Origin of the sequence: Paucibacter sp. KBW04, assembly GCF_003852425.1 — a bacterium.
GTDB lineage: Bacteria > Pseudomonadota > Gammaproteobacteria > Burkholderiales > Burkholderiaceae_C > Paucibacter_A.
Map to the genome: position 1 here is coordinate 89,095 of NZ_QAJN01000009.1, position 23,453 is coordinate 112,547.

Consider the following 23,453-nt stretch of genomic DNA (forward strand, 5'->3'; position numbering starts at 1 on the left):
AAGAGGCGTCGGCTGCGAAGTGGCCGCAGCGGCCCATTTCGCACCGGCTTTTTGCCCCATAGCCTGGCTATGGGGCTGCAAATCCAGCACAAACTGGTCTCGCTGGGGCCACTTCTCGCTATCGACGCCTTCTGCCGCGCAGACTCCTAGCCGCGATTGTTCCAGCCAAATAAGTCAAAGACTTGCAGGATCGTCACAAGAAAGACTTGTGCGACACAAAAGAAAAAAAGGCCGGCACTTGCGTACCGGCCTTGGCTTGAAGCCAGGCGGCCAAACTCGGCCGCCCAGGCATTCGCTCAGCGCATCAGATCCGCTGCATATTGGCACGCAGCACCGTGGACAAGGTATCCAGGCTCTCGGCCAAGTGGGCACGCGTCTCGACCGAATGGCCGCCCTTGGCCAGGGCGTTCTTCAGGTCGGACTGCAGCTGCACCGCATGCAGGCGCGCCAGCGAGTAGGCATCGGCCAGCACGCCGGGGCCGCCGCCCTTGGTCAGAACGGACTGCAGACGCTTCAGATGCTCGCGCTGCAGATTGCGGCGCAGGCGGTCGATCTCGCTGCCGCTCTTGAGTTCGCTCCAGATCGAGGCGTTCAGCGTGGCATAGACCTCGGAGAGCGAGATCAGACCCTTGCGCTGGTTCTCAGGCACATAGGAGGGCAGGTCCAGCAGACGCATCGCGGTGTTGCCGCTCAGCAAGCGGTCCAGCGCCACCAGCTGCACGCGGGCCACGGCGGCCGGCACGTTCAGCGGGCCACCACGGTCCCACTCGTTGTAGTCGATGGTCAGGCTGGACAGGAACTCGGGGCGGAACTTGAAGCTGTCCACGCTGAACAGGCCAGAGGCCAGGAACTGCAGGGCTTCACGTTGCTTGGCGGGCTCCACCGGCTTGAAGCTGGCGCGGCCGGTCTGGCCGGGCAGATCGCGCAAGGCATGCATGCCGCCGACGTATTTGCCCACCAGCTCGGCCGAGCGGAAGAGCTGGTTGAAGCCGCTCACGATGGAGCGGCGCTGGCGCAGCGGGTCCTCACCGGCCTCGGGCTTGCGGTCCTGCACGCGGGCCCACAATTCCTTGGACAGCTTCAGGCGCTTTTTGTAATAGGCCAGCGGGTCGTCGCCCAGGTCGAAGCGATTGGCCAGGGGGTCCATGCCGTCGTAGGGGCCGAAACCACCGGCGTCCGCATCGTCGGCATAGGCCAGGGCCGGCTCGGTGCTGCGCGCGGCGATCTTGGCCAGCTCGGCCGCCTCGTTTTCCACCGAGATGGGCTTGTAGGCGTACTCAATCGCCCAGTAGTCATAAGCGCCCAGCTGGGTGTTGTTCAGCGTGGTGGGGGCCTCGCCCTGAGCGGCGATGTTGTAGGCGTTGTAGTCCATCACCGAGCCCGAGATGCCGCGGGCTTCGGTAAAGGCCTTGTCCTTCAGCTGCGCCTGGGTGATGGTGGTCGAGGCCTTGAAGTTGTGCTTCAGGCCCAGGGTGTGGCCCACCTCATGCATGATCACATCCTTGATGCGCGCAAAGATGAAGGCATCGGCCTCGGGGCTGTCGGGCGCGATCTCGCCGCGAGCTTCCAGCACGTCCAGGGCGAAGTCCATCTCGGTGGCGGCTTCTTGGGCGTAATTGCAATAGGCATCGGCGCCATGGCCGTGACCGGCGTGGCCGCTCACCTTGGCCGCCAGGCTCAGCGGGGTCTGGTTCAGGCCGGCGCTCATGCCGGGGCCCACGTCCTCGCTGATGAAGGCACGGCCGCCGCGCACAAAGATGTCGCTCATGCCGATATCGGCATCGAGGATTTCACCGCTGCGGGGGTCGGCATGGCTAGGGCCAATGGCGAAGCCCACATCGGCACCGACGAACCAGCGCACCGAGGCGTGGCCGGCGTCCATATTGTCCCAATTGGCATCGTCGGGCTGCTGCTTGGCGACGACGGCGTTCTTGAAACCGATCTTCTCGAAGGCCTTGTTCCATTCCAGAATGCCGGCCTCGACCGCCGGGCGGTACTTGGGCGGAATATTCTTGTCCATCCAGTAGGTGATGGGCTGCACCGGCTCCGACAGGGCAGCGGCCGGGTCGGCCTTTTCCAGGCGCCAGCGCTTCACATAGTGCACGCGCGGGTTGGGCTTGGCGTCCTTGCCCAGATCGGTGAAGGTCTCCATGAAGTGGCCCAGACGCGGGTCGGTCAGGCGCGGGCTCATGGCTTGCTCGGGCAGGGCCGCGAAGCTGTAGACAAAGCTCACGAACATGCTGCGGGGGTCAGGTGTTGCCTGCGGCGGCGTGGGCACGGGCACCGGCGGGGCCACCAGCGGGGGCGCGGGGATGCGGGCGGTGGCGTAGTGCATGCGGGCCGTCAGGGTGCTGAGCTTGGCGTCGGCACGGCTGGCTTCAAAGTAGGAATTGGCGCGATCCGGCGCGAAGGGGATGCGGTAAGCCATCTCCAAGCGGGTGGACAGACCCGGCAGATCGTTCAGGAACATGCTGGCATCGATCAGCACCGACTTGCGCTCGGGGTGCTCGGCGCTGGCCACCGGGCCGGCGGCCAGCAAGCTGGGCGAGAAGGCTTGCTCGACGGCCAGCTTGGAGCCACCCTCGGCGCGGAAGGCCGTGTTCAGGGCCACCAGCTGGATCTGGTTGCCGATGCGGCGCCACTCGACCATCTGCTCCATGCCCATCTGGCTGGCGTAGAGGCCACGCTCACCCACGCCGTTAGCGACGTTGACGGTGAACATGAAAGGCTTGCCGATCTTGTCCTTGGGGATTTCCAGCCAGACTTTTTCGTCCTTGCGCCAGATGGGGAAGAGGCCGTCCTGGCTCTTGGCTTCCTTGATGATGTCGGCAAAAGGCTTGGGCGCCGTCGGGTCGGCGGGCGGGCGCGGGGCGGCGGCGGCCGAGGCGGCGGGCGCGCCAGGCTTGGCAGCCGCGTTTGCCGCGGCGGGGCTGGCTGCCGGCGCAGCGGCGGGGGCCGCAGCAGGAGAAGAAGAAGCCGTGGCGCCGGGCGCCGTACCCGTGGCGGCACAGGCGCTCAGCAGGGTCACGGCCGCCGCGACAGCGGACAGGCTCAGCAGGCGGCGAGCGCCGGCCGACTTGGCATCAGAGGAAAAAGCAATCATGCAGACCATCCTTGGACTGTTTGTGAAAGGCCGAGCCCTGCCTGAAAAGCGGCGAGCCTGGCTGCAAAGCCCGCAACTGTCCGCTTTCGCTCGGGCAGCGTCAATGCATAAATACGTTGTTCGCCCACCGCTTTCTGCACTCTGTCGCATCAACTCGGGCCGCAAGCCGGGCAAGGCGTCACAGGGCTTGTCTACACTGGGCGCCATGAATGCTGATCGCCCAAACCTGAACCCCGCTGAAACCACGGCTGGCCGCGCCAGCCACCTGCTTTATCTGCACGGTTTTCGTTCCTCGCCCAGTTCGGCCAAGGCCCAGCGCATGGCCCGCTGGGTGGGCGAAAACCGCCCCGATCTGCATTTCCTCTGCCCCCAGCTGCCGCCCTCCCCGAGCGAAGCGATTCGCCTGGTCGAAGAACTGACGCGGGACTGGCCCGAGGACGAGGGTCGGGTCTTGATGGGCGCCTCCTTGGGCGGCTTCTACGCCACCGTGCTGAGCCAGCGACCGGCCTGGGCGCAGAGCCGGGTGGTCTTGCTGAACCCGGCCGTGGACCCGGCCCGCAGCCTGGCCGGCTATATCGGCGAGCAAAGCTGCTGGCAGAACCCGGAGGAGCATTTCTTCTTTCGCGCCGAATATGTGGACGAGCTGCGCGCCCTCAAGCCCGCCGAATTGCGGGCGCCGGAGCGCCTGCTGGCCGTGATCGCCAAGGGCGACGAGGTGCTGGACTGGCGCGAGATGCAGGCCCGCTACCAAGACGGGCCCATCCACCTGCTGGAAGGCTCGGACCATGGCTTGTCCGACTTCGACGACTACCTGCCTCAGCTCTGCGGTTTTCTGCGGCTCTGATACTGAAGCGCAAGCAAAGCCCAAGATGAGGAAGCCCCTGATGATGCAGAACATCACCTTTGACGAACTCTCGGTGGGCCAGACGGCCCGCCTAGTGCGCAGCCTCAGCCAGGCCGATATCCAGGCTTTTGCCGCCGTCTCGGGCGACCTCAACCCCGCGCATCTGGATGCCGAGTACGCCGAGGGCACCCGATTTCATGGCGTGATTGCCCACGGCATGTGGGGCGGTGCCCTGATCAGCTCGGTGCTGGGCAATGAGTTCCCAGGCCCCGGCACCATTTATCTGGAGCAAACGCTGGCCTTCCACCGGCCGGTGCATATCGGTGACACGCTGAGCATCGTGCTGACGGTGACCGAGAAGCAGGCAGGCTCGGGCGTCGTCAAGCTGGACTGCCAGGCCCTCAATCAAAAAGGCGAGAGCGTGATCAGCGGCCTGGCCACCGTGCTGGCGCCCAAGCACAAGATCAGCCGGCCCCGGCCCGAGTTGCCCGAGATGCATCTCTTCGACCCCCGCGCCCGCCTGGAGGCCTGGGTCAGCAGCCTCAAGCTGGGCGCCCCCCTGCCCTGCGCCGTCGTCCACCCCTGCGATATCGAGTCGCTGGAGGGCGCGCTCGAGGCCGCCCGGCGCGGCCTGATCGCGCCGATTCTGGTCGGCCCCGAAGCCAAGCTGCGCGCGCTCGAAAAGCAGCACGGCCTGGACCTGAGCGCCTGCCGCATCGAGGCCGTGCCGCACAGCCATGCGGCGGCCGCCCGCGCCGTGGCCCTGGCCGTGGCGGGCGAGGCCCGCATGCTGATGAAGGGCAGCTTGCATACCGACGAGCTGATGCGCGCCGTGCTGCAAGAGCCGGCCCTGCGCACCGGGCGGCGGGTTTCGCATGTGTTCCGCTTCGACATCCCCAGCTACGCCAAGCCCTTGCTGCTGAGCGATGCGGCCATCAATATCGCGCCGGGCCTGGAGGACAAGGCCGATATCGTGCGCAACGTCATCCAGTTAGCCCAGGCCCTGGGCGTGGCTTGCCCCAAGATCGCCCTGCTCTCTGCCGTGGAAACGGTGACCGAAAAAATCGCCTCCACCCTGGACGCCGCCGCCCTGTGCAAGATGGCCGAGCGTGGCCAGATCAAGGGCGGCCTGCTGGACGGCCCGCTGGCGTTTGACAACGCGATTTCGCTGGAGGCGGCCCGCATCAAAGGCATAGCTTCGCCGGTGGCGGGCGACGCCGATGTGCTGATCGTGCCCGATCTGGAGAGCGGCAATATGCTGGCCAAGCTCCTGGAATACATGGCCGGCGCCTCCAGCTGCGGCGTGGTGCTGGGCGCCAGGGTGCCGATCGCGCTAACCAGCCGCGCCGACGGCCCCGCCAGCCGCATGGCCTCGGCCGCGCTGGCCGCCGTGGTCGCCCTGGACATGGCGCAAAGAGAAGCCGCGCCCCTGGTATGAAGACGCTGGAGCAAGGTCAGCAACTGGGCCAAGAGCAGATCCTGGCCGTCAACGCCGGCTCCTCCTCGCTCAAGTTCGGCTTGTACCGGGTCGCAGCCCAACGCCCCCATATGAGCGGCAGCTTCGAAGGCCTGGAGCCAGGCGGCAGGCCGCGCCTCAAGCGCAGCGGCCAGGACGATCAGGCCCTGGCTCTGAGTCAAGGCCAAACACCTTTCGACGCCGCCCTGCAGGCCTTGCAGCAGCTGCTGGCCGACACCGCGAATCTGCGCGCCGTGGCCCACCGCGTCGTCCATGGCGGCGGCGTCTATGCCGGGCCGGTGCGTGTCGACGCCCAGGTCCTGGCCCAGCTGCGCCGCTTCGAACCCCTGGCCCCGCTGCACCAGCCCCACAATCTGGCCGGCCTAGAACGCTTCGCCCAAGCCTGGCCCGATCTGCCTCAGATCGCCTGTTTCGACACCGCCTTCCACGCTCAGCTACCCATCGAGGAGCAGCGTTATGCCCTGCCGCCCGCCAGCGAGGAGCCGGCCTTGCAAGGCGTGCGGCGCTACGGCTTTCACGGCCTGTCCTACGACTATCTGAACCAGCGCCTGCATCAGCACTCGGCCCGCGCGCGCCGCAGCGGCGCCCGCGCTCTGTTGGCCCATCTGGGCAATGGCGCCAGCCTTTGCGCCACCCGAGACGGCCGCAGCATCGCCACCAGCATGGGCTTCTCGGCCCTGGACGGCTTGATGATGGGCACACGCAGCGGCGCGGTAGACCCCGGCCTGCTGCTGCACTTGCTCTACCAGGGCTGGGATGCGGCGCGGCTGGAGGATTTGCTGTATCGCCGCTCGGGGCTCAAGGGCGTGTCGGGCCTGACGGCCGATATGCGCCGCCTGCGCGCCAGCGCCGAGCCCCGCGCGCAAGAGGCGATTCGACTGTTTTCTTACCGCCTGCGGCGCGAGGCCGGTAGCCTGATCGCGGTGCTGGGTGGGCTGGATGTGCTGGCCTTCACCGGCGGCATCGGCGAGCACGACGCGGCCTTGCGGGCCGATCTTTGTGAAGGCTTAGGCTTTCTGGGCGTGCAGTTGAACGAGCGGGCCAATGCCGCCGCCGTGGGCGACGCCATCTGCCCGATTCACGCGGCGGGCAGCAGTGTGGAGGTTTGGGTCGTGCCCACCGACGAGGGCAGCGTGGCGGCGGCACAGGCGGCCGCCCTGCTTCAACTCAGCTGAGCTTGCCTTGTGCGATGCGCCAATCAACCGCGTGACGCTCAAAGTGCAAGAGATCAAACCACTCGCCCTTGAGCTCAAAGCTGCGGCGCGAATGACCGAACTGACGGAAGCCGCCGGAGAGCAGCACGCGCAGGGAGCCGATGTTCTCGGGCCGGGCCGTCGCGTCCAAGCGCTCCAGGCCCAGGCGGGTGAATGCCTCCACCAAGACCAGGCGCATCGCCGCCTTGGCCAGGCCACGGCCCTGAAAATCCAGGCCGATGCGATAGCCCAGCGAAGCGGCATGGAAGTTCGCGCGCCGCACATGGCTGAGGTTGATGCGGCCGGCCAGGCGGTTCTCACCGTCGCGCAAAAGGAATTGATAGCCCTGGTCCTCACGCGCCTCGTGCTCGGCCTGGGCAATGGCGGCACTGACACCCTCCAGGGAGTAGTAGCTGGCGGGGCGCGCATTGATCATGGACTCAAAGAAGTCCCGGTTGGCCAACTCAAAGGCCAGCAACTCCTGCGCATCGGCCGCAGTGGGTGCAGCCAGGGATACAGCGGCATTGGGAGGGAGGGCAGTGGTCGGCATGGGATTCCTTGATCGGGTCTACACGGCAGGCCTGGCAGGCAACAATCGGGCAAAGACTTGGGCGAAGGCGCAGAATGAAGCGTAGCCGCAGCCGAGCCTAAAAACCGCCCATGTGCAATCTATACAACGCCTCACCCAAAGAGGAGGTAGAGCGTTACTTCCGCGCCAGTATCAAGCCGAGCCTGCTGGCCTCGGCCTACCCCACGGCACCGGTGGGGCCATTTGGCACGGGCGTCTTCATACGCGCAGGCCAAAGCAGCCAGACGCATTTTGAACGCGAGGCCTTGACCGGCCAGTGGGGCATGATCGCCCCGGGTGCCGCCAGCCGACGGCCAGAATCGCGCAGCATCCTCACCAACAATGCCCGCATCGAAGGCGTGGCCCAGCGCTCCACCTACCGGGCGGCCTGGGCGCGCGGCCAGCGCTGCCTGATCCCGGCCCAGAGCTTTCAAGAGCCTAACTGGGAAACCGGCCGCAATATTTGGTGGACGCTCAAGCGCGCCGACGGCGCGCCCTGGGCCCTGGCGGGCCTTTGGTCTGAATGGCAGGACCCACAAACGGGTGAGATCGTCCCCAGCTACTCCATGCTGACCATGAACTGCGACGAGCACCCCCTGCTGAATCGCCTGCACAAACCCGACCCCAAGCTGCCACCCTCGGCGCAAGACAAGCGCAGCACCATCCCGGTGGAGCCGGAGCTGTGGGATCTGTGGCTGAACGCGCCGCTGGACGAGGCATTTGAACGGGTGGTCAAGCTGCCGCCGGTGGAATGCTTCGACCCAAGCATTGCCGCCGAGACCGACGCCTTGCTGGCGCGGCTGCGCCAGGGTGGCCCGAGCAAGGACGAGAAGCCCGGCCCGAGGCAGGACAGTTTGTTTTGAGGTGTTTCAGGGCAGGCCGTTGCGGCCATGGGCCATAAAGCCCGGCCGCTTGCTCAGCTCTTCGTAGTAGGCCTGCACCCGGGGCAGCTGCGGCCGCAGAGCCGCGTCGATGGGAGCCATCAACCAGCGGTGGGTGGAGAGGCCCAAGACGATATCGGCCAAGTTGAACTGATCGCCCGTGACGAAGGCGCCGGTGCTGCGAGCCAGTTGCTGCTCCAGCATCTGCATATGACGATTCCAGTTTTGGATGCCGGCAGCCAGGGCCTGCGGGTCGGTGTGCGCCGGGCTCTTGCGCACCAGGCTCATGAAGGCGTAACGCCAGGAATTGTTCAGCTCACCGGCCTGCCAGTCCATCCACTGCTCCACCCGGGCGCGCGCCTGGGGCTCGGTGGGCAGCAGATCGCTGCGGCCTTGGCGAGCGGCCAGATAGCGACAGATGCTATTGGACTCCCACAGCACAAAGTCTCCGTCCAGCAGCACCGGCACCATGGCATTCGGGTTCAGCGCGATGAACTCCGGCACCTGGGTGTCCCGCTCGCCCGAACCCCAGGCCTCGTGTTGATAGTCCAGACCCAGCTCGGCGCACAGCCATAAGACTTTGCGCACATTGATGGAGGAGGCCTTGCCCAGGATTTTGAGGCGGCCTTCTTGCGCCCCCGCTGGCAGTTGGTTTGCGTTCATGACCCCATTGTGCAGGCGAGCAGGCTGATGATGGGCAGATGGGTTGAAGGCTCAAGCCGCCCGGGCCAGCCACATATCGTCGAGATCGGAGAAGCCCCAGGTCTTGGGGCTTTCAACATGCAGGATGCGATCGGCCTCGGGTTCCAGCAAGGTATCCAAAGCCTGCGCCTGCAAGCGGCTGCCTGTGCGCAGGGAAAAGAAGGGTTGCAGCAAAGGCTGGCGAGGTGCCTCGGGCCGAGACTCAATCACCAAGGCCAGACGCTGAGAAGCCAGCCGCACCAAAGTGCCGACCGGGTAAACGCCCACCAACTTGATGAAGGCGGCCAAGATGCTGCGGTCGAACTGCCCACGGGCAGCGGCCATGGCGGCCAGGGCTTGCACAGGGGTCCAGGCGGGGCGATGGGAACGTTCGGAGGTGAGCGCGTCGTAGACGTCACAGATGGCACCCATGCGCGCCACCGGGGCAATCTGTTCGGCCTGCAGGCCCTGGGGATAGCCGCCACCGTCACAGCGCTCGTGATGCTGCAAAGCGGCGTCCAGCCAAGGTCCCTCGCCCATGCCTGAGCGCAGCAGCATCTGGTGGCCCAGGGTCGCATGGGCGCGCAAGTGCTGAAATTGCGCCGGGCTAAGCACGCCGGGCTGCTGGAGCAGCGCCTGCGGCATCTGGCTCATGCCCAGGTCTTGCAGCATGCCCGCCAGGCCGTAGTCGCGGCAAGTTTCATCATCCAGGCCCAGCTGACAAGCCAGGGCCAGCATCAACACGCCGACCGAAACCGCATGGGCGTAGGCGCAGTCCCCCGCAACCTTGATGCGCGCCAGATTGACAAGGGCCGCAGGTTGGCGCCGCACCGAGCCCAGCATGGTGTCGATCACGCTGCGAACAAGCGGGAGTTCGGTCACATGCCCTTGCCTGAAGCCGTCCAGCACTTGGCGCGCGGCGGCCAGGGCTTGGTCGCGGATCAGGCAGGCTTGCCCCAACTCTTCGCGCAGGCTGACGCCGTTTTGGGCGGCCGCCGCGGGGCCAGACTCACCTTGACCGCCGCGCCAAACACCGTGGCCCTCGCTGCGTGCACCTGCCGATGCAGGGCTATTGCCTGTGGCGCCCACATCCGGCTCGTTCATCGATAGGTTTCCGCACATCTTCGCGCTCCAGGCTGCACCGCAGGGTGCCTGAAAAAGCAAATCAGCTGACTCCGCACCAAAAATGCCAGCGTCAGCAGGCCCTTCTACACCAGGACAAGACCGCGCGCCAGTTCTTCTTGAAGGCTTGGGTAATACTTTCAAATGCGCGATAGAGAATTTACATAACTCACGAAACAAGCGTCACATTAAATCAGCTGCGCCTGCAGGCTGCGAACGATTTCGGCAGCGCGGTCGAACTCATAGGCCTGGGCTGCATCCATGGCGGACTTGAAGCCTGGGCCATCCAGGGCCAGCAAGTTGGGCTCGACCCGTTCCATCAAGTCCAGGGCATCCGAATCTCCCGCCGCCAAAAGCTGCAGAACCTCGGTCAACAGGGCCTGCAGTTCTGGGCGGCTCATGGTTTCCGCGACGGCTTTTTCAGCTCCCTGGGCGGCAGGCTCCGGCAAGCTCTGCGCCAGTGCCTGCAAAAGCTTACCCAGCTGGGCCTGAGTGTTCTGCACCAGCGGCAGCACCAGGGCATCTGGCTGCCCCGCCGACAAGGCCGCTTCCAGCTCACCGGCCGCCTCCTGCAAATCGCCTGCCGCCAGATTGCCGGCCAGGCCTTTGAGCGTGTGGGCCAGCCTTTCGGCAAGGCCCGCGTCACCCGCTTGACGAGCGCTGAGCAAGTCATCCACCACACCTGCCTGGCTGCGCTGGAACTGACGCAGCTGACGCAGATAGAGCGCCGGTTTTCCCCCCATGCGCTGCAGGCCCAGCGCCAGATTCAGGCCTTCGATGGCAGCCGGCAAGGTGTCCGCCCCGGCTGCGTTGGGCAAGACGGCCGGCACGGGCTCTGTTGGCCCAGGGACTTGGGGCGCCCAACGCGCCAGCACCCGGAACAACTCGTCGGGATCAAAAGGCTTGCTGACGAAGTCATTCATGCCGGCCTCGGCACAGCGGTCCCGATCCACCTGCATGGCATTGGCCGTCATCGCAATGATGGGGAGCTGGGCGAACTGCGCTTGGGCGCGGATTTGACGCGAGGCGGTCAAGCCATCCATCACCGGCATCTGCATATCCATCAGGACCAGGGCATAGCTTTGCTGGGACAGGCGCTGCAAGGCCTCAGCGCCGTTGTTGGCGATGTCGACCACCAAACCGGCATCCGCCAGCAGTTCCTGCGCCACTTGCTGATTCATCTCGTTGTCTTCAGCCAGCAAGATGCGGGTGCCACGCAAGGGCTGCAAGGATGCCAGCGCTTGGCTCACCGGCAGGCCAGGCTTGTCGTCCACACTCGGCCCGGCATGCGCGGGCTGCAGCGCGCGCTGCATGGCATCGTGCAATAGGGAGCCATTGACCGGCTTGAGCAGAATATGTGGCAGGCCGGCGCTCTCGGCGCTACGCATCAAATCCTCGCGGCCGAAGGCCGTCACCATCACGAACTGAGGGCAGTTCGGCAGGCGCAGATCGCGTATGGCCTGCACGGCGTCCAGCCCGCTCATCTGCGGCATCTGCCAGTCCATGAACACCAGAGCGAACGGTGCCTGCTCGGCGGCTTGCTTGACCATCTCCACCGCTTGCTGGCCTGAGTTGGCACAGCGGACCGTCATGCCCATGGCCTCCAGCATCTCGCGCATGATCTCGCAAGCCTCTGCGTGATCATCCACCACCAGCACCGCTTTGCCTCGCAACAGGCTGCTTTTTGGCGCCCGCAAGACCTGGTCTTGGCCCAACCCCAGCAAGGCGGTGAACCAGAACACCGATCCCTGACCCAAGCTGCTGCGCACGCCCACCTGACCGCCCATCAACTCGGCCAGGCTCTTGCTGATAGCCAGGCCCAAGCCGGTGCCGCCGAACTGGCGGGTGGTGGAGCTATCCGCTTGCGCGAAACTCTGGAACAGGCGCGCCTGCTGCTCGGGGCTAAGGCCAACACCGGTGTCCGAAACCTCGAAGCGCAGCATTACCTTTTTAGGCTCTACTGCTGCGCCCAGTTCGCGGCTGACGCTCACGGCCACCTTGCCCGACTGGGTGAACTTGATCGCGTTATTGGTGTAGTTGATGAGGATCTGGCCCAAGCGCAGGGCGTCGCCCACCAGATGCTGAGGCACGTCCGGCGCGATACGGCAATAAAACTCCAGACCTTTCTCACCCGCCTTGTCGGCCAGCACCGTGCCCAGGTTCTGCATCACGCTGTCGAGCTCGAAGGGGATGTGTTCGACCTCCAGCTTGCCGGACTCGGCCTTGGAGAAGTCCAAGATGTCGTTCAAGATTCCCAGCAAATGCTGGCTGGAGAGTTGGATCTTGCGGATGTAGTCGCGCTGCGCCGGGCTCAATGCAGTGCGGCTGGCCAGATGGGACATGCCGATGATGGCGTTCATTGGCGTGCGAATCTCATGGCTCATATTGGCCAAGAACATGCCCTTGGCCTCGGCGGCCGCATCGGCACGCTGCTTCTCCACTTCCAGCTGAGCGGTGCGTTCTTTGACCAAACCTTCCAGACGCAAATTGGCCGCCCGCACCGCCGCCACCCGCCAACGCAAAAAGGCATAGGCGAGGGCAAAGGCAAGCATCAAGATCAGGCCTCTGAAGGGCCAGGTTTGCCAAAAAGGCGTGCTGACCGTGACCTTGAGTTTCAGCGCAGACTCATTCCACAGGCCATCGTTGTTGGCGGCCTTGATCTGCAGCTCGTAGTCGCCCGCAGGCAGCTGGCTATAGCGGCCCTGACGCAGATTCCCCAGCTCTTGCCACTGATCCTCGAAACCCAGGAGCCGATAGGCATAGCGGTTCTGATTGGCATTGGTCGAGTTCGGCGCCGCAAATTCGAACTCAAAACTGCTTTTGTCGAAAGGCAAATGCAGGCTTTGCAAATGCTCCAGGGCCACGCCCTGCTCAAGCTCCTTGCCTTCTTGCCGCAAGCCGGTCAGCAAGACCTTTAGCGGCGAGCTGTTGCTGGGCAGATGACTAGGATCCAGCACATTCAATCCCTTGAAACCACCGTACCAAAGCTTGCCGTCCCGTGTCTGCGCTGCGCTGCTGTTGAACAGCTCGTTGCTGTGCAAACCGTCTTCGCTCGTATACACCTTGATCACGGTCTGCCGATTCGGGTCGAAACGGATCAGCCCTTCATCGCTTGCAAGCCACAGAAAACCCAGCCGGTCCTCTTGCACGTTGTGGACCACCGTTGCAGGGAAGCCGTCGGCCCGCATCAAGCGCTTGAACTTGCCTGTGTGCTTGTCAAACAGATTGAAACCATTGCCCGTTGCCACCCAGAAGCGACCTTGGCTGTCCTCCAGAACATCGTGCACCGTGTTGGAGCTGATGGTGTCGGAGTTGCCGCGATCCGAGCGATAGTGCTTGAACTTGCCTGTTCGTTTGTCAAAACGGTCCAAGCCACCGCCCCAGGTTGGGATCCAGAACAACTGTGGGTCATCCCGGTCGATGATGAAACGCAAGCTCGTGTCATTGGCCAAAGAATCCGGATCTTTGTCGTCGTGCCGGTGGCAAGCAAGGGCGAGCGTCTTCTTGTTGAAGCTGCAAAAACCCTGGGTCCAACCACTCCCCCACAAAAGCTCAGGGTCTTGAGGATCTTGTCTAAGGGCGTAAAAGCTGGTGTTGCTTGTCAGGTGTTGGATGACCCGATGTCTTTTCTTGTCAAACAGGGTCAAACCACTGAAGGTCGATACATAAAAGTTGCCGGCGCTATCCTCAAAAAAACCACAGGGGTAGTCGTGCGGCAAGCTGTTGGGGTCAGCGGATGAATGCACAAAATGCTGAAACTTGCCGCTTGATCGATCCAACAAGTCCAAACCGCTGCCGAAGCTCCCCACCCATAGCTGCCCTAGGCTGTCTTCAAAAATCGGAATCACCGTATCGCTGACCATGCTGTGACGGTCGTTCGGGTCATGTTTGAAGAGCTCCAGCGCGAGCGCACGCGGGTCACTCACCTTCACCACCCCGCCGCTGCTGGACAGCCAGAGCCTGCCATCCCTGTCCTCTTGCGCAATGGACACCGCCCCATCACCCAAGGCATAGGGCAGCCCCGGACGTGGGGGCAAGATATCTACTTGCTCTGTCTTCGGATCGAAGATCACCAGCCCCGCGCTCTCGGTCGACTGCAGGGCCACCAAGCGGCCGTCCTTCAAAGCTTTCCAGTAGTAGACCTTGAGCTTTGGAATGCCGCCGGCCACCTTTTCTTGAATCGGGAAGTGTTTGAATCGCTGAGTGCGAAGGTCGAAACGAACCAGACCGTTGGACTCCGAGCTCAACCACAAAACATCGGGGCCGGTGCTTGTGATGGCCAAAATATCGTCCACCGGCAGGGAATTCGGATCTCGCCTGTCGTGCACAAAATGCTGAACACGGCCGCTGGCGATGTCTAGCTTATCCAAGCCCTTGTCCTTGTAGGCAAGCCAAAGGCTGCGCCCATCGGCATCTACCGCCAAACCCCAAACCGCTGGGCCAGCCAAACTCCCAGAATCCTCGGCATCGTGCCGGTAGTTGGTGAAGCGCTGAGTGGCCCGGTTAAAGCGGCTCAAGCCGCCTGCAGTGCCGAACCAGACATCACCATTCTTGTCTTCAACAATCTGCGGCCCTCCAAAGGAAAACTGGTTGTTGACCAAACTGTCCGGGCGGGCCGGGTCATGCAAAAAGACCTGAAACTTGCCGCTGCGTTTGTCATACAAATTGAGCCCAGCATCCGTGCCAAGCCAGATCAGCCCCTGGGAATCCTCGAACACCTGGGCCACGTAATTGCTACTCAGCCCGCCCGGCCCCTCGCGAAACATGCGAACACTCTGCCCGTCAAACCTAACGGCACCATTGGACAGAGAACCCATCCAGATAAAACCGTCCCGGTCCTGGATGGAACTGATGGTAGGCTGCCCTCCCACCTTGAACACGTCTTTGAACCTTGGCGTGGTGACCTCGGCATACGAAAAGGCGCCACAAAGCAGCCAGCCACCGAGGAGTAGAAGGAAATGCCCGCGCCAAACTGCCATCGCACGTCCTTTTTTCATGCTCGTCAAGCCATTCGAGAAATCATGAGTCGCAAGGCCATTGTGGCAAGCCCAGTCCTTGCCTTGGAGGTTTTATGGGGCAAAACCACAGCACTCTTCACGATACTTGTGTCCTACCCTCCGTAGCTTGCAATTCGCCCGCCTCAAGGAACACGCCCAAACCTCGCCTGCATCTGCCCACTGTAGGCCTGAAGTTATGGGTCGAGGCGAGCGCCAAAATGCTGTACGACCCTTGCCATGCGCTGCCTCTGGCCACGCAGAAACAAAAGCACTAGCAGCTTGGATGACTAAGCCTCGGCGCGTGGCCGGCCCTAGTCTGATCGCTGGAAGACAGCGCCCTTGGCGACGATCAAGGAATTGGGCTCAGTCCACTTGAGACCTTGGCCCAGGACCCAGTGAGCACAAAGATTCACAAGAAAGTGTTCTCAAAACGAGGACAGCCATATCACGGCAATCCCGCCAAAAGCTTGTCCACGTTCAATTGGGAGCAAGTAGTTCCTACGTCAAACGAGTCATCACATTGCTGTGTGCCACCGATTGGATTGGGAAATTTGGTAGGCCGTGCAGGACTTGAACCTGCGACCAAAGGATTATGAGACTTTTTTTCGGGATTTTCTGCAACTTTGCGGGACAGCGAGGTCCATATAAATCAAAGACTTAGGTCTTGAGGCATTCCACGAAATCTCATAGCATTCCGCCCAAGACTGGCACCAGACTGGCACCAGCTCGATTTGGAACAAAAGTGTCCACACTGGCACCAGAGGGAATCGAAAGCATTTTCGCCCCCTCCGTTGAGCATCGAGGTACATGCCATGAGGCAAGCTAGATCAGCAGAAATCCCCCCACTTCTCAAGTACGCACCGCCCGGAACCTACGTCACCTTGGAACAGTTGCCGGGAGGCGGATCGCTGCAGGCGCGAATGCTTTCGAACAAGGCGGTGCAGTTCTACTGGCGCTACTCGCATGGTGGGCGCACCTTCCGCGAGGCCATCGGTGTCTACGACTCGACTTCTCCTCCGAAGAAGCTCGAACCCTCAGCACGAGGCTTCAGTGTCGCGGCGGCACGCGAGCGTTGCCGAGAGCTGGCGATCAGGCATGCACAGAATCGAGAAGACGGCGGCCTACGCGGCGCTCAAATCGCGGAGCGTGAGGCCAAGGCACGCGTCATCATGGAACGGGAACTCGCGGAGACAAAAGCCGCCGAGGCAGTGCGCGAACGTGAGCGTCATTCCCTGAGCGCACTTCTGGACGACTACGTGAAGCTGCAGCAGAGCAAAGGCCGCATCAGCGCTCGCGAGGCGAAGGGCATATTTAATCTCCATGTTGTCACGCCGTGGCCGGAACTTGCGCGAGCACCCGCGAACGAGCTAACCCAAGACCAAGTGGTCGATATCTTGCGCCGGCTCGTCGAAATGGAAAAGGGCCGCACCTCCAACAAGGTGCGCACCTACCTACGTGCTGCCTATCAATGCGCTTTGGACGTGCGGGTGACAGCATCAATTCCAGCCGCCTTCAAAGCCTATGAGGTCCTGAGTAATCCGGTTGCCCACACGCGGCGCGACGCTCGCTTCGATTCCGCAGACAAGAGACCTCTGACCACCGAAGAGCTCCGCATCTACTGGCGCTTGATCGAGTCGCTACCTGGCCTATCAGGCCATTGCCTACGACTCCACCTGCTGACCGGCGGACAACGCATTGAACAACTAGCACGCCTGCGCTGGGCCGATGTTCACGACAACTCCTTCACCCTTTTCGACATCAAGGGACGCCCAGGCCAAGGCCCGCGCAGGCATACCGTCCCACTCACCAAATTGGCGGCGCGTGACATGAATGCGCTCGAACGCGTTGGTGAACACGCTTTTTCAACGACGGAGGGCGTCAAGCCCATCTCCGGCACGACCCTGTCAGGTTGGGCGATGCAGGTTGTCGGCAACGAGATCGCACGGTTCCAACTCAAGCGTGTACGTTCTGGCGTTGAGACGCTGCTTGCAGCGAATCGCGTCAGTCGCGAGATTCGCGGACATGTTCAATCACACGGGCTAACCGGGATCCAGGCTCGGCACTACGACGGGCACGACTACATGCCAGAAAAACGCGAGGCACTCGAACTGCTGGCACGCGAGCTGACCCGCCCAGCCCGCGCCGCCAACACCGCAAGGCAACGACGCACTTCGCCCTTGGCCGAGCGGCGCTCTGCGCGCTGGTCCCTTCGATAGCGCAAGCAGCATCTGGAGCCTTGCGCTGCCTTGGCCAAAGCTAGAAGGAGACCCGAAGAACCAAATTGGTCACCTTGTGGAAGAGCTAAACCCTTGACTGACTGCCATACGCCAACCCGCCCTCCCAAGCACTTCGCATTTCGGCTAACACAGCCTTCGGTATACGTTCGTCAGACTCCGCCTCGTGCAGCGTTTGCGACATCGCCTCAGCGATTCGCTGAAGCACCTGCTCAGGGCGAGTGACCCCGCAGACATCTCTTCCAAACTTCTGCAAATCCTGCGTGGTCGGATAGGCCTTGGTTTGCCCCCGTCCCGCAAAGAGCTTGAGGGCAAGCGTGCGATCTTCCAGATCCGGTCCACCCATGTACTGTTGATAGCGATAGATTGAAGTGGTGACCACATCGAACATGGGCGCCAGCCAAGCCTCACCTGAAGAGCGGTAGAGCAAGCCAAAGTTCTTCAGATGCCCATCACCATTGCGCACCATCACCGTGAACGCGACTTGCTCGAAGAAGCGCCGAAGGTTGTCGCTGCTCAGTTGAAGGTACTTGAGTAGTTCTGCGACCGTTTCATAGCTACCCCGGTACTTCCGATCAGATAGAACGTCACGGACGCGCAGACCCATTAAAGCTGCCACGTCCTCAAAGCCTAGGCGCGAGCCGTCGGGCTCAACATCAAAGCGATCCAGTACCAGCATCTGCCCGTCATACGACAAGTCGAATCCCGGCGTCAGGATGCCCGCCTTCGAAGCCGCTGTCAGGCACAAAAACTCGTTAGCAGCCAAGCCAGGGTAAGAGTTCGATGCCGTCTTGACAATCAGCGTAGGGATTGGAATCGTCGGTCGATCCGGCACCATGATCTTGGGCTGCATTCCGGCAATACCGGCTCCCGTGCTGAGGTAGGCCCGCACAAGCTCATCAAACACCTCAGGGGTGTAAGTTGTATTCAGCAAAGCCTTGCGGTCCATCACCGTTGCCTGAGCCGCTGGTTGTCTATCTGGCAATCGGTAGCCAAGTCGACCAATGCCGTTGGATCCCACCAGCGCCAACAAATGCATAGGCGTCAGCGGCTGCTTGGGAAACAGCGCACGCAGGCGCATGAACAAATCTCCCTCCGGCAGATGCTGATCCATCACGGCAAACAGGTCACCGTCCCGGTAAGTCGGTGTGCTGGGTGGCATCAACAGCCCAAGGGCCGGCTGTCCTTCCAAGGCGCTGTCGAGATAGCGGAACTCGTAGATCGAATGCTTGAGAAGTTGACCGCGCACGGCACCGGCAATCTCGACCTCCAATTGCTTAATTTTTTCAGGGAGGGGCTGCATCATCGTCGTCCTCATCGACTGAACCAAATCGCCGCTGAACTTCCTCGAGCGTGGGCATGCCCGCTCGCTCAAGACGAATGCTCAGTCCCATGGCCCCCAGAATGGCCATTAGCGAACTGACGGTGACATCCTCGCCTTGCTCCAGCCGATAGAGCACATCGCGCGCTCGACCCGCGCGCAGGGCAATGTCGGTTGCCTTCATCTTGCGAGCTTTTCGCTCCAGCATGATGGCGCGCCCCAAGTCACTCGGCAATCGAATTACGTCTTTCATAAAAGACATCCTATGACATTTTTCTAAATTTGTCTTTTATAAAAGACAAATTTCAATCCAAAAACGGCAACTGCGGCAGCTCCGCAACCAGGGAATGCTCAGAGGGCAACGGGCAATCTCCCACTACACAGATCTACGCGCCAACGCAGTCGTTCGTGACACGCGAGCCCGCGATCAATCAAACAGGTTGCCCGCCATCGCCATTGACATCGCCCGCCCCCTCATAAACAGAGCTGCCGCGACTGGCTGATTTGCTCCGCTGACGCACGAACCTCTATCAAGCCCGACAAGCATTTGCCTAGCCTGACCTGTCCCCTCCAAAAGTTTTTTCGGTCGATGTAACCACTGCAACTCAACGCTTGCCGCCTAGTTCATTGGCAGAAAGGTCACTTTCACCTGTACTGGCTCACCCCTTGAGCTAGCAGCGCACAAAAATTCTCTCTCCACATTGCATAAGGAGATTGAATGGAGATCACAACAGTTACCAGCTCGGTCCGAGATATTTTGTCCACCATGTCCTTACTCGGACTATCAATGGGGGCCATTGCAACTGCGGCGCTTTTAATCTGGGTATGCGCGCGTGCAAAGTCAGCACATCCAATCTTGGCCAGATTGTGGGTCAAGGTCCGCGGAAGCCAGAACGTACAGGACCCTGAAATTCAATCCCTGATGGATGATTTGGACAAGCTTTCATGGTTTCAATTCATGACTGCCATCTATCCCCGCACGACCAAGAACGCGAAGGCCCTCATCTCCTGGTGCTCAGCAAACAACGTTGCCCTTTCCGAAGTCCGTGCGTGTGGTTTTTGGTTTGATATTGACAGACCTAGCCTGCGTCACGGGAAGGCTCCTGGAAAAGCCTGGCTCACCCTAGCTGGACTAGCCGCGCCGATACTTGCTGCTGGAGGACTTGCGGGCGCAGCGATGTTGCCCAGTTCCGCGCTGATGCAATCAAAACAATCATCACAATGGTTCTGGTTGAGCACAACTAAAGCAAGTCCTTTGGGTGCAACCAAATCCAACATCCTGACCCGCGAAGATTGCTCCAACGAGAAGAGCAATCTCTCTGAAAAAACAGGGTTCACGAGCCATGAAGCGCACTCGCTGTGCCAGTTCTTCATCAGCGAGGACGCGAGCGTACAAGTATCAAACAACGTCAATTCACAACGAATTTGCTTCGGGATTCTCGCAATTTCGCTACTGGCCTTTGGTCGCTGGTTGTCGATCGAATATAGCTACGTGGCCGCAGCCCAAAGGCTAGCCAAGTATTTGGGCGAACAAGAAGAGGAGAAGCTCTCAGATCCTGGCCGAAACAGCGCAAAGCACATTGGGCGGCAGAAGCAAGCTCAGAACTTAGACAAACAAGTACTTAAGTCTGAATCGAGCACCACAACTGCGAGCTGACTTGCAGTCCAGGCAGGCCGGGAGAACGCACTGACCACCTCATGGATGGCTGGTATCCGAAATCAGCTCCAACTTTCCCCCAACGCCTCCGCCTGCTTCAAGACCAAGTCCACGGCATCTTCTTGCAGGTCCGGCGGGTACTTGTACTTGCGCAAGATGCGCTTGACCATGAGCCTTAAGCTGGCCCGCACGCTCTCGCGCTGCGACCAATCCACGCCCAGGTTCTTGCGCAAGTTCTCGGTGAGCTCATGTGCGATCTTCTTCAGGATCTCGTCGCTGAGCTCCCGCACTGCCGATTCGTTATTGGCCAAGGCGTCGTAGAAACGTACTTCGTCTTCCGTCAACCCCAGGCGCTCGCCGCGCCCCGCGGCTTCGCGGAACTTCTTGGCCATCTCGATCAGCTCTTCCATCACCTGAGCCGTTTCGATAGACCGGTTTTGATAACGGCTGATCACGCCACCCAGCAGTTCCGAGAACTTCTTCTGCTGCACCACATTGCTGGCGAACTTGGCCTTGATCTCGCCCTCCAGCAAGCGCTCCAACAACTCGACGGCCAGATTGCGCTCCGGCAGGCTCTTCACCTGCGCCAAGAACTCATCATCCAACAAGCCGATATTGGGCTTCTCAAGTCCCACTGCGTCGAAGATGTCGACCACCTGATCAGACACCACAGCGTTGCTGATGATCTGACGGATGGCCAGCTCGCGCTGCTCGTCGGTCTTCTTCTGCTGCGAGATCTCGCGCTTGGTCAGGATGACCTTCACGGCTTGCAAGAAGGCCACCTCCTCTCGCACGGCCTTGGCTTCATCCAGCGTGCAGCACAAGGTGAAGGCCTTGCTCATGGCCAGCGCATGGTCAGCAAAGCGCTTCTTGCCGTCCCGGTTGCCTTCAGCCTTCAAGCCCAAGACATGGTTGGCCGCCCCTGCAAGCGTCTTGTGCCCGCCCGTCAAGAAACCGCTCCAGTCATAGCCATGCAGCATGGCGCGCAGCACGTCCAGTTTCTCTGCCAGCACGGCAAAGGCTTCGTGCGCGTCCACAGTGGGCCGGCCGCGGCCATGGCTGGCGGTGTACTCCTTCATCGCCACCTTCAGCTCATTGCCGATACCGATGTAGTCCACCACCAGGCCGCCCTGTTTATCTTTGAAGACCCGGTTCACCCGGGCGATGGCCTGCATCAGGTTGTGGCCCTTCATGGGCTTGTCCACATACATGGTGTGCACACAGGGCGCGTCGAAGCCGGTCAGCCACATATCGCGCACGATCACCAACTTCAAGGGGTCGGCCGGGTCCTTGAACCGTTTTTCCAAACGCTTCTTGACCTGGCTGCTGTAGATGTGTGGGCGCAACAAGGCTTTGTCGCTGGCTGATCCCGTCATCACGATTTTGATCGCCCCCTGCTCGGGGTCATCGTTATGCCAGTCGGGTCGCAGCCGGATGATCTCGTTATAGAGATGCACGCAGATATCACGGCTCATGGTGACGATCATGGCCTTGCCGCTTTGCGCGGCGTCCCTCGCCTCGAAGTGCGTCACCAAATCGGCGGCCACACTCGCCACACGGGGCTCCGCGCCGACGATGCGCTCCAGCGCTGCCCAACGACTTTTGAGCTTGGACTGCGTGCTCTCTTCCTCGTCCTCCGCCAGTTCATCGACCTCGTCGTCAATGCTGGGCAGCTCCGATTCCTTGAGGCGCAGCTTGGCCAGCCGGCTCTCGTAGTAAATGGCCACGGTGGCGCCATCTTCCTTGGCCTGCTGCATGTCGTAGACATGGATGTAGTCGCCAAACACCGCGCGGGTGTCCCGGTCCGTCGCTGACACCGGCGTGCCCGTGAAGGCCACAAAAGTGGCATGCGGCAACGCGTCACGCAGGTGCTGGGCATAGCCCACTTGGTATTTGGTCCGGTAGGCCGCCTCGCTATCGGCCGCCATCAAGGCTGGTGCAACGGCATCGCCTTCGGCATGCGTGAGAGTGCCACTCGCTGCCGCAGAGTCTCCCGACTTGCCCTTCAACTTGACCGTCTTCAGCTTGGCCTCGAAACCATACTGCGTGCGATGCGCTTCGTCAGCGATCACCACGATATTGCGCCGGCCGGAAAGCTCAGGGAAGAAGTCCTCATCCTCGCCTGGCATGAACTTCTGAATGGTGGCGAACACAATGCCACCCGAGGGCCGGTTGTTCAGCAGAGCCCGCAACTCTTGCCGGGTGGTGGCCTGAGCCGGTTGCTCACGCAACAAGTCCTGGGCCAGGCTGAACACGCCGAACAGCTGGCCATCCAAATCGTTGCGATCGGTAATCACCACCAGGGTCGGGTTCTGCATCAGCGGCTCTTGCATCACCCGCGCTGCAAAGCAGGTCATGGTGATGCTCTTGCCGCTGCCCTGGGTATGCCAGACCACGCCGCCCTTGCCGCGGATGTTGTCAGCGCTGTCGGCCCTAGAGGCCTGCACCACATGCTCGATGGCGGCGCGCACCGCATGGAACTGGTGATAGCCCGCGATCTTCTTGACCAGCCGCCCGTCATCCTCAAACAGCACAAAGTAGCGCAGGAAGTCCAGCAACAACGCCGGCGCCAAAGCGCCTCGCACCAAGGTCTCCAACTCGTTGAATTGGCCCAAGGGGTCCAGGTCTACACCGTTGATGGTGCGCCATTGCTGGAAGCGCTCCGCATCGGCAGACAGCGAGCCCATACGGGCCTCGCTGCCGTCCGAGATCACCAAAATCTCATTGGTCTGGAACACATCCGGGATCTGTTCCTTGTAGGTTTGGATCTGATCAAACGCCTTCCAGATATCTGCCTGGGTATCGGCCGGATTCTTCAACTCGATCAGCACCAAGGGCAAGCCGTTGACGAACAAAATGATGTCCGGCCGACGGGTGTGGTGCGCCCCCTTGATGGTGAACTGGTTGACGGCCCACCATTCGTTGTTGGCAGGCTGGGCCCAATCCAGCAGGCGCACATAGTCGCCCCGAGTCTCGCCGTCCTTTTGATAGGCTACCTGCACGCCGCCGATCAACAACTTGTGAAAAGCTCGGTTGGCGGACAACAGAACCGGGATGCCCAGATTCAGAACCTGCTGCAGTGCATCCTCCTGGGCAGCTGCGGGGATGCCAGGATTGAGTCTTTGAATGGCCTGAGCCAAGCGCCCGCGCAGAATGACCTGGCGGTAGTCGCTACGTTCAGTTGCATCGCTCTCAGGCGCAATGTCGGCACCGTGGCGATGGCGCCAGCCCTCCTCTACCAGCCAAGACAGCGTTTCTTTTTCTAATTGGTCTTCGGTCATGCACGCCTCCCCAGGCGATGGCTGTTGTTTGAGTTCACTTGTCGAAGCGATCGACACGAAGCCTTGATGTGTCGAAATTTAATGAATTTTTCGA

The 23,453-nt window shown here is 61.7% G+C and carries 14 protein-coding genes; 6 read left to right on the forward strand and 8 right to left on the reverse strand.

What is annotated here, in order from left to right:
- Positions 1-304: 304 nt before the first annotated feature.
- On the reverse strand, positions 305-3,103 hold the full coding sequence (locus DBR47_RS11930) for a zinc-dependent metalloprotease (RefSeq protein ID WP_197047024.1): 2,799 nt from the start codon (positions 3,101-3,103) through the stop codon (positions 305-307).
- A 205-nt stretch (positions 3,104-3,308) separates the two neighbouring features.
- Here DBR47_RS11930 and DBR47_RS11935 point away from each other — a divergent pair, with 205 nt between their 5' ends.
- The 3 genes from DBR47_RS11935 to DBR47_RS11945 are packed head-to-tail and all read left to right on the forward strand — an operon-like array spanning position 3,309 to position 6,599.
- Entirely contained in the window at positions 3,309-3,947 is a 639-nt protein-coding gene (locus DBR47_RS11935; protein ID WP_124450260.1) for a YqiA/YcfP family alpha/beta fold hydrolase, read from the forward strand.
- Between the two features lie 25 nt (positions 3,948-3,972).
- Positions 3,973-5,385, forward strand: a complete 1,413-nt coding sequence (locus tag DBR47_RS11940; protein WP_124450262.1) for a bifunctional enoyl-CoA hydratase/phosphate acetyltransferase — start codon at positions 3,973-3,975, stop codon at positions 5,383-5,385.
- A complete protein-coding gene (locus DBR47_RS11945) occupies positions 5,382-6,599 on the forward strand; it encodes an acetate/propionate family kinase (RefSeq protein ID WP_124450264.1) in 1,218 nt (405 codons plus the stop codon). Before DBR47_RS11940 ends, DBR47_RS11945 begins: the two co-directional genes overlap by 4 nt.
- On the opposite strand, the gene DBR47_RS11950 is transcribed toward DBR47_RS11945, so the two are convergent.
- Complete coding sequence (locus tag DBR47_RS11950) at positions 6,592-7,167, reverse strand: GNAT family N-acetyltransferase (protein ID WP_124450266.1); 576 nt, start codon at positions 7,165-7,167, stop codon at positions 6,592-6,594. The two genes, DBR47_RS11945 and DBR47_RS11950, sit on opposite strands and share 8 nt — an antisense overlap.
- 110 nt (positions 7,168-7,277) lie before the next feature.
- On the opposite strand from DBR47_RS11950, the gene DBR47_RS11955 reads away from it, so the two are divergent.
- A complete protein-coding gene (locus DBR47_RS11955; protein ID WP_124450268.1) occupies positions 7,278-8,048 on the forward strand; it encodes an SOS response-associated peptidase in 771 nt (256 codons plus the stop codon).
- Between the two features lie 6 nt (positions 8,049-8,054).
- On the opposite strand, the gene DBR47_RS11960 is transcribed toward DBR47_RS11955, so the two are convergent.
- The 3 genes from DBR47_RS11960 to DBR47_RS11970 all read right to left on the reverse strand — a co-directional run bounded on the left by DBR47_RS11960 (position 8,055) and on the right by DBR47_RS11970 (position 14,848).
- Entirely contained in the window at positions 8,055-8,729 is a 675-nt protein-coding gene (locus tag DBR47_RS11960; RefSeq protein WP_124450270.1) for a glutathione S-transferase family protein, read from the reverse strand.
- Positions 8,730-8,780: 51 nt separating this feature from the next.
- The gene (locus DBR47_RS11965; RefSeq protein ID WP_197047025.1) at positions 8,781-9,851 is read right to left on the reverse strand and encodes an HD-GYP domain-containing protein; all 1,071 of its coding nucleotides are present in this window, start codon (positions 9,849-9,851) and stop codon (positions 8,781-8,783) included.
- Positions 9,852-10,057: 206 nt separating this feature from the next.
- On the reverse strand, positions 10,058-14,848 hold the full coding sequence (locus DBR47_RS11970) for a response regulator (RefSeq protein WP_197047026.1): 4,791 nt from the start codon (positions 14,846-14,848) through the stop codon (positions 10,058-10,060).
- 899 nt (positions 14,849-15,747) lie between these two features.
- Between DBR47_RS11970 and DBR47_RS11975 the strand changes: the two genes are divergently transcribed.
- Complete coding sequence (locus tag DBR47_RS11975) at positions 15,748-17,082, forward strand: integrase family protein (protein WP_124450276.1); 1,335 nt, start codon at positions 15,748-15,750, stop codon at positions 17,080-17,082.
- An 85-nt stretch (positions 17,083-17,167) separates the two neighbouring features.
- Here the strand turns inward: DBR47_RS11975 and DBR47_RS11980 are convergent, their stop codons facing one another.
- Together DBR47_RS11980 and DBR47_RS11985 are read right to left on the reverse strand one after the other, a co-directional pair.
- On the reverse strand, positions 17,168-18,403 hold the full coding sequence (locus DBR47_RS11980; protein WP_231512272.1) for a type II toxin-antitoxin system HipA family toxin: 1,236 nt from the start codon (positions 18,401-18,403) through the stop codon (positions 17,168-17,170).
- On the reverse strand, positions 18,387-18,674 hold the full coding sequence (locus tag DBR47_RS11985; protein ID WP_231512273.1) for a helix-turn-helix transcriptional regulator: 288 nt from the start codon (positions 18,672-18,674) through the stop codon (positions 18,387-18,389). Before DBR47_RS11985 ends, DBR47_RS11980 begins: the two co-directional genes overlap by 17 nt.
- A 465-nt stretch (positions 18,675-19,139) precedes the next feature.
- Between DBR47_RS11985 and DBR47_RS11990 the strand changes: the two genes are divergently transcribed.
- Entirely contained in the window at positions 19,140-20,078 is a 939-nt protein-coding gene (locus DBR47_RS11990; RefSeq protein ID WP_124450282.1) for a DUF6216 family protein, read from the forward strand.
- Positions 20,079-20,140: 62 nt separating this feature from the next.
- Here DBR47_RS11990 and DBR47_RS11995 read toward each other — a convergent pair whose 3' ends face one another.
- Positions 20,141-23,359 (reverse strand): type I restriction endonuclease subunit R, encoded by a 3,219-nt coding sequence (locus DBR47_RS11995; RefSeq protein WP_124450284.1) that lies wholly within the window; start codon positions 23,357-23,359, stop codon positions 20,141-20,143.
- Positions 23,360-23,453 lie beyond the last annotated feature (94 nt).

What these genes read in the sequence shown, in the direction of transcription:
- DBR47_RS11930 (WP_197047024.1), bottom strand. Translation starts at nt 3,103, where the DNA reads ATGATTGCTTTTTCCTCTGATGCCAAGTCGGCCGGCGCTCGCCGCCTG.
- DBR47_RS11935 (WP_124450260.1), top strand. Translation starts at nt 3,309, where the DNA reads ATGAATGCTGATCGCCCAAACCTGAACCCCGCTGAAACCACGGCTGGC.
- DBR47_RS11940 (WP_124450262.1), top strand. Translation starts at nt 3,973, where the DNA reads ATGAGGAAGCCCCTGATGATGCAGAACATCACCTTTGACGAACTCTCG.
- DBR47_RS11945 (WP_124450264.1), top strand. Translation starts at nt 5,382, where the DNA reads ATGAAGACGCTGGAGCAAGGTCAGCAACTGGGCCAAGAGCAGATCCTG.
- DBR47_RS11950 (WP_124450266.1), bottom strand. Translation starts at nt 7,167, where the DNA reads ATGCCGACCACTGCCCTCCCTCCCAATGCCGCTGTATCCCTGGCTGCA.
- DBR47_RS11955 (WP_124450268.1), top strand. Translation starts at nt 7,278, where the DNA reads ATGTGCAATCTATACAACGCCTCACCCAAAGAGGAGGTAGAGCGTTAC.
- DBR47_RS11960 (WP_124450270.1), bottom strand. Translation starts at nt 8,729, where the DNA reads ATGAACGCAAACCAACTGCCAGCGGGGGCGCAAGAAGGCCGCCTCAAA.
- DBR47_RS11965 (WP_197047025.1), bottom strand. Translation starts at nt 9,851, where the DNA reads ATGAACGAGCCGGATGTGGGCGCCACAGGCAATAGCCCTGCATCGGCA.
- DBR47_RS11970 (WP_197047026.1), bottom strand. Translation starts at nt 14,848, where the DNA reads ATGGCAGTTTGGCGCGGGCATTTCCTTCTACTCCTCGGTGGCTGGCTG.
- DBR47_RS11980 (WP_231512272.1), bottom strand. Translation starts at nt 18,403, where the DNA reads ATGCAGCCCCTCCCTGAAAAAATTAAGCAATTGGAGGTCGAGATTGCC.
- DBR47_RS11985 (WP_231512273.1), bottom strand. Translation starts at nt 18,674, where the DNA reads ATGAAAGACGTAATTCGATTGCCGAGTGACTTGGGGCGCGCCATCATG.
- DBR47_RS11990 (WP_124450282.1), top strand. Translation starts at nt 19,140, where the DNA reads ATGGAGATCACAACAGTTACCAGCTCGGTCCGAGATATTTTGTCCACC.
- DBR47_RS11995 (WP_124450284.1), bottom strand. Translation starts at nt 23,359, where the DNA reads ATGACCGAAGACCAATTAGAAAAAGAAACGCTGTCTTGGCTGGTAGAG.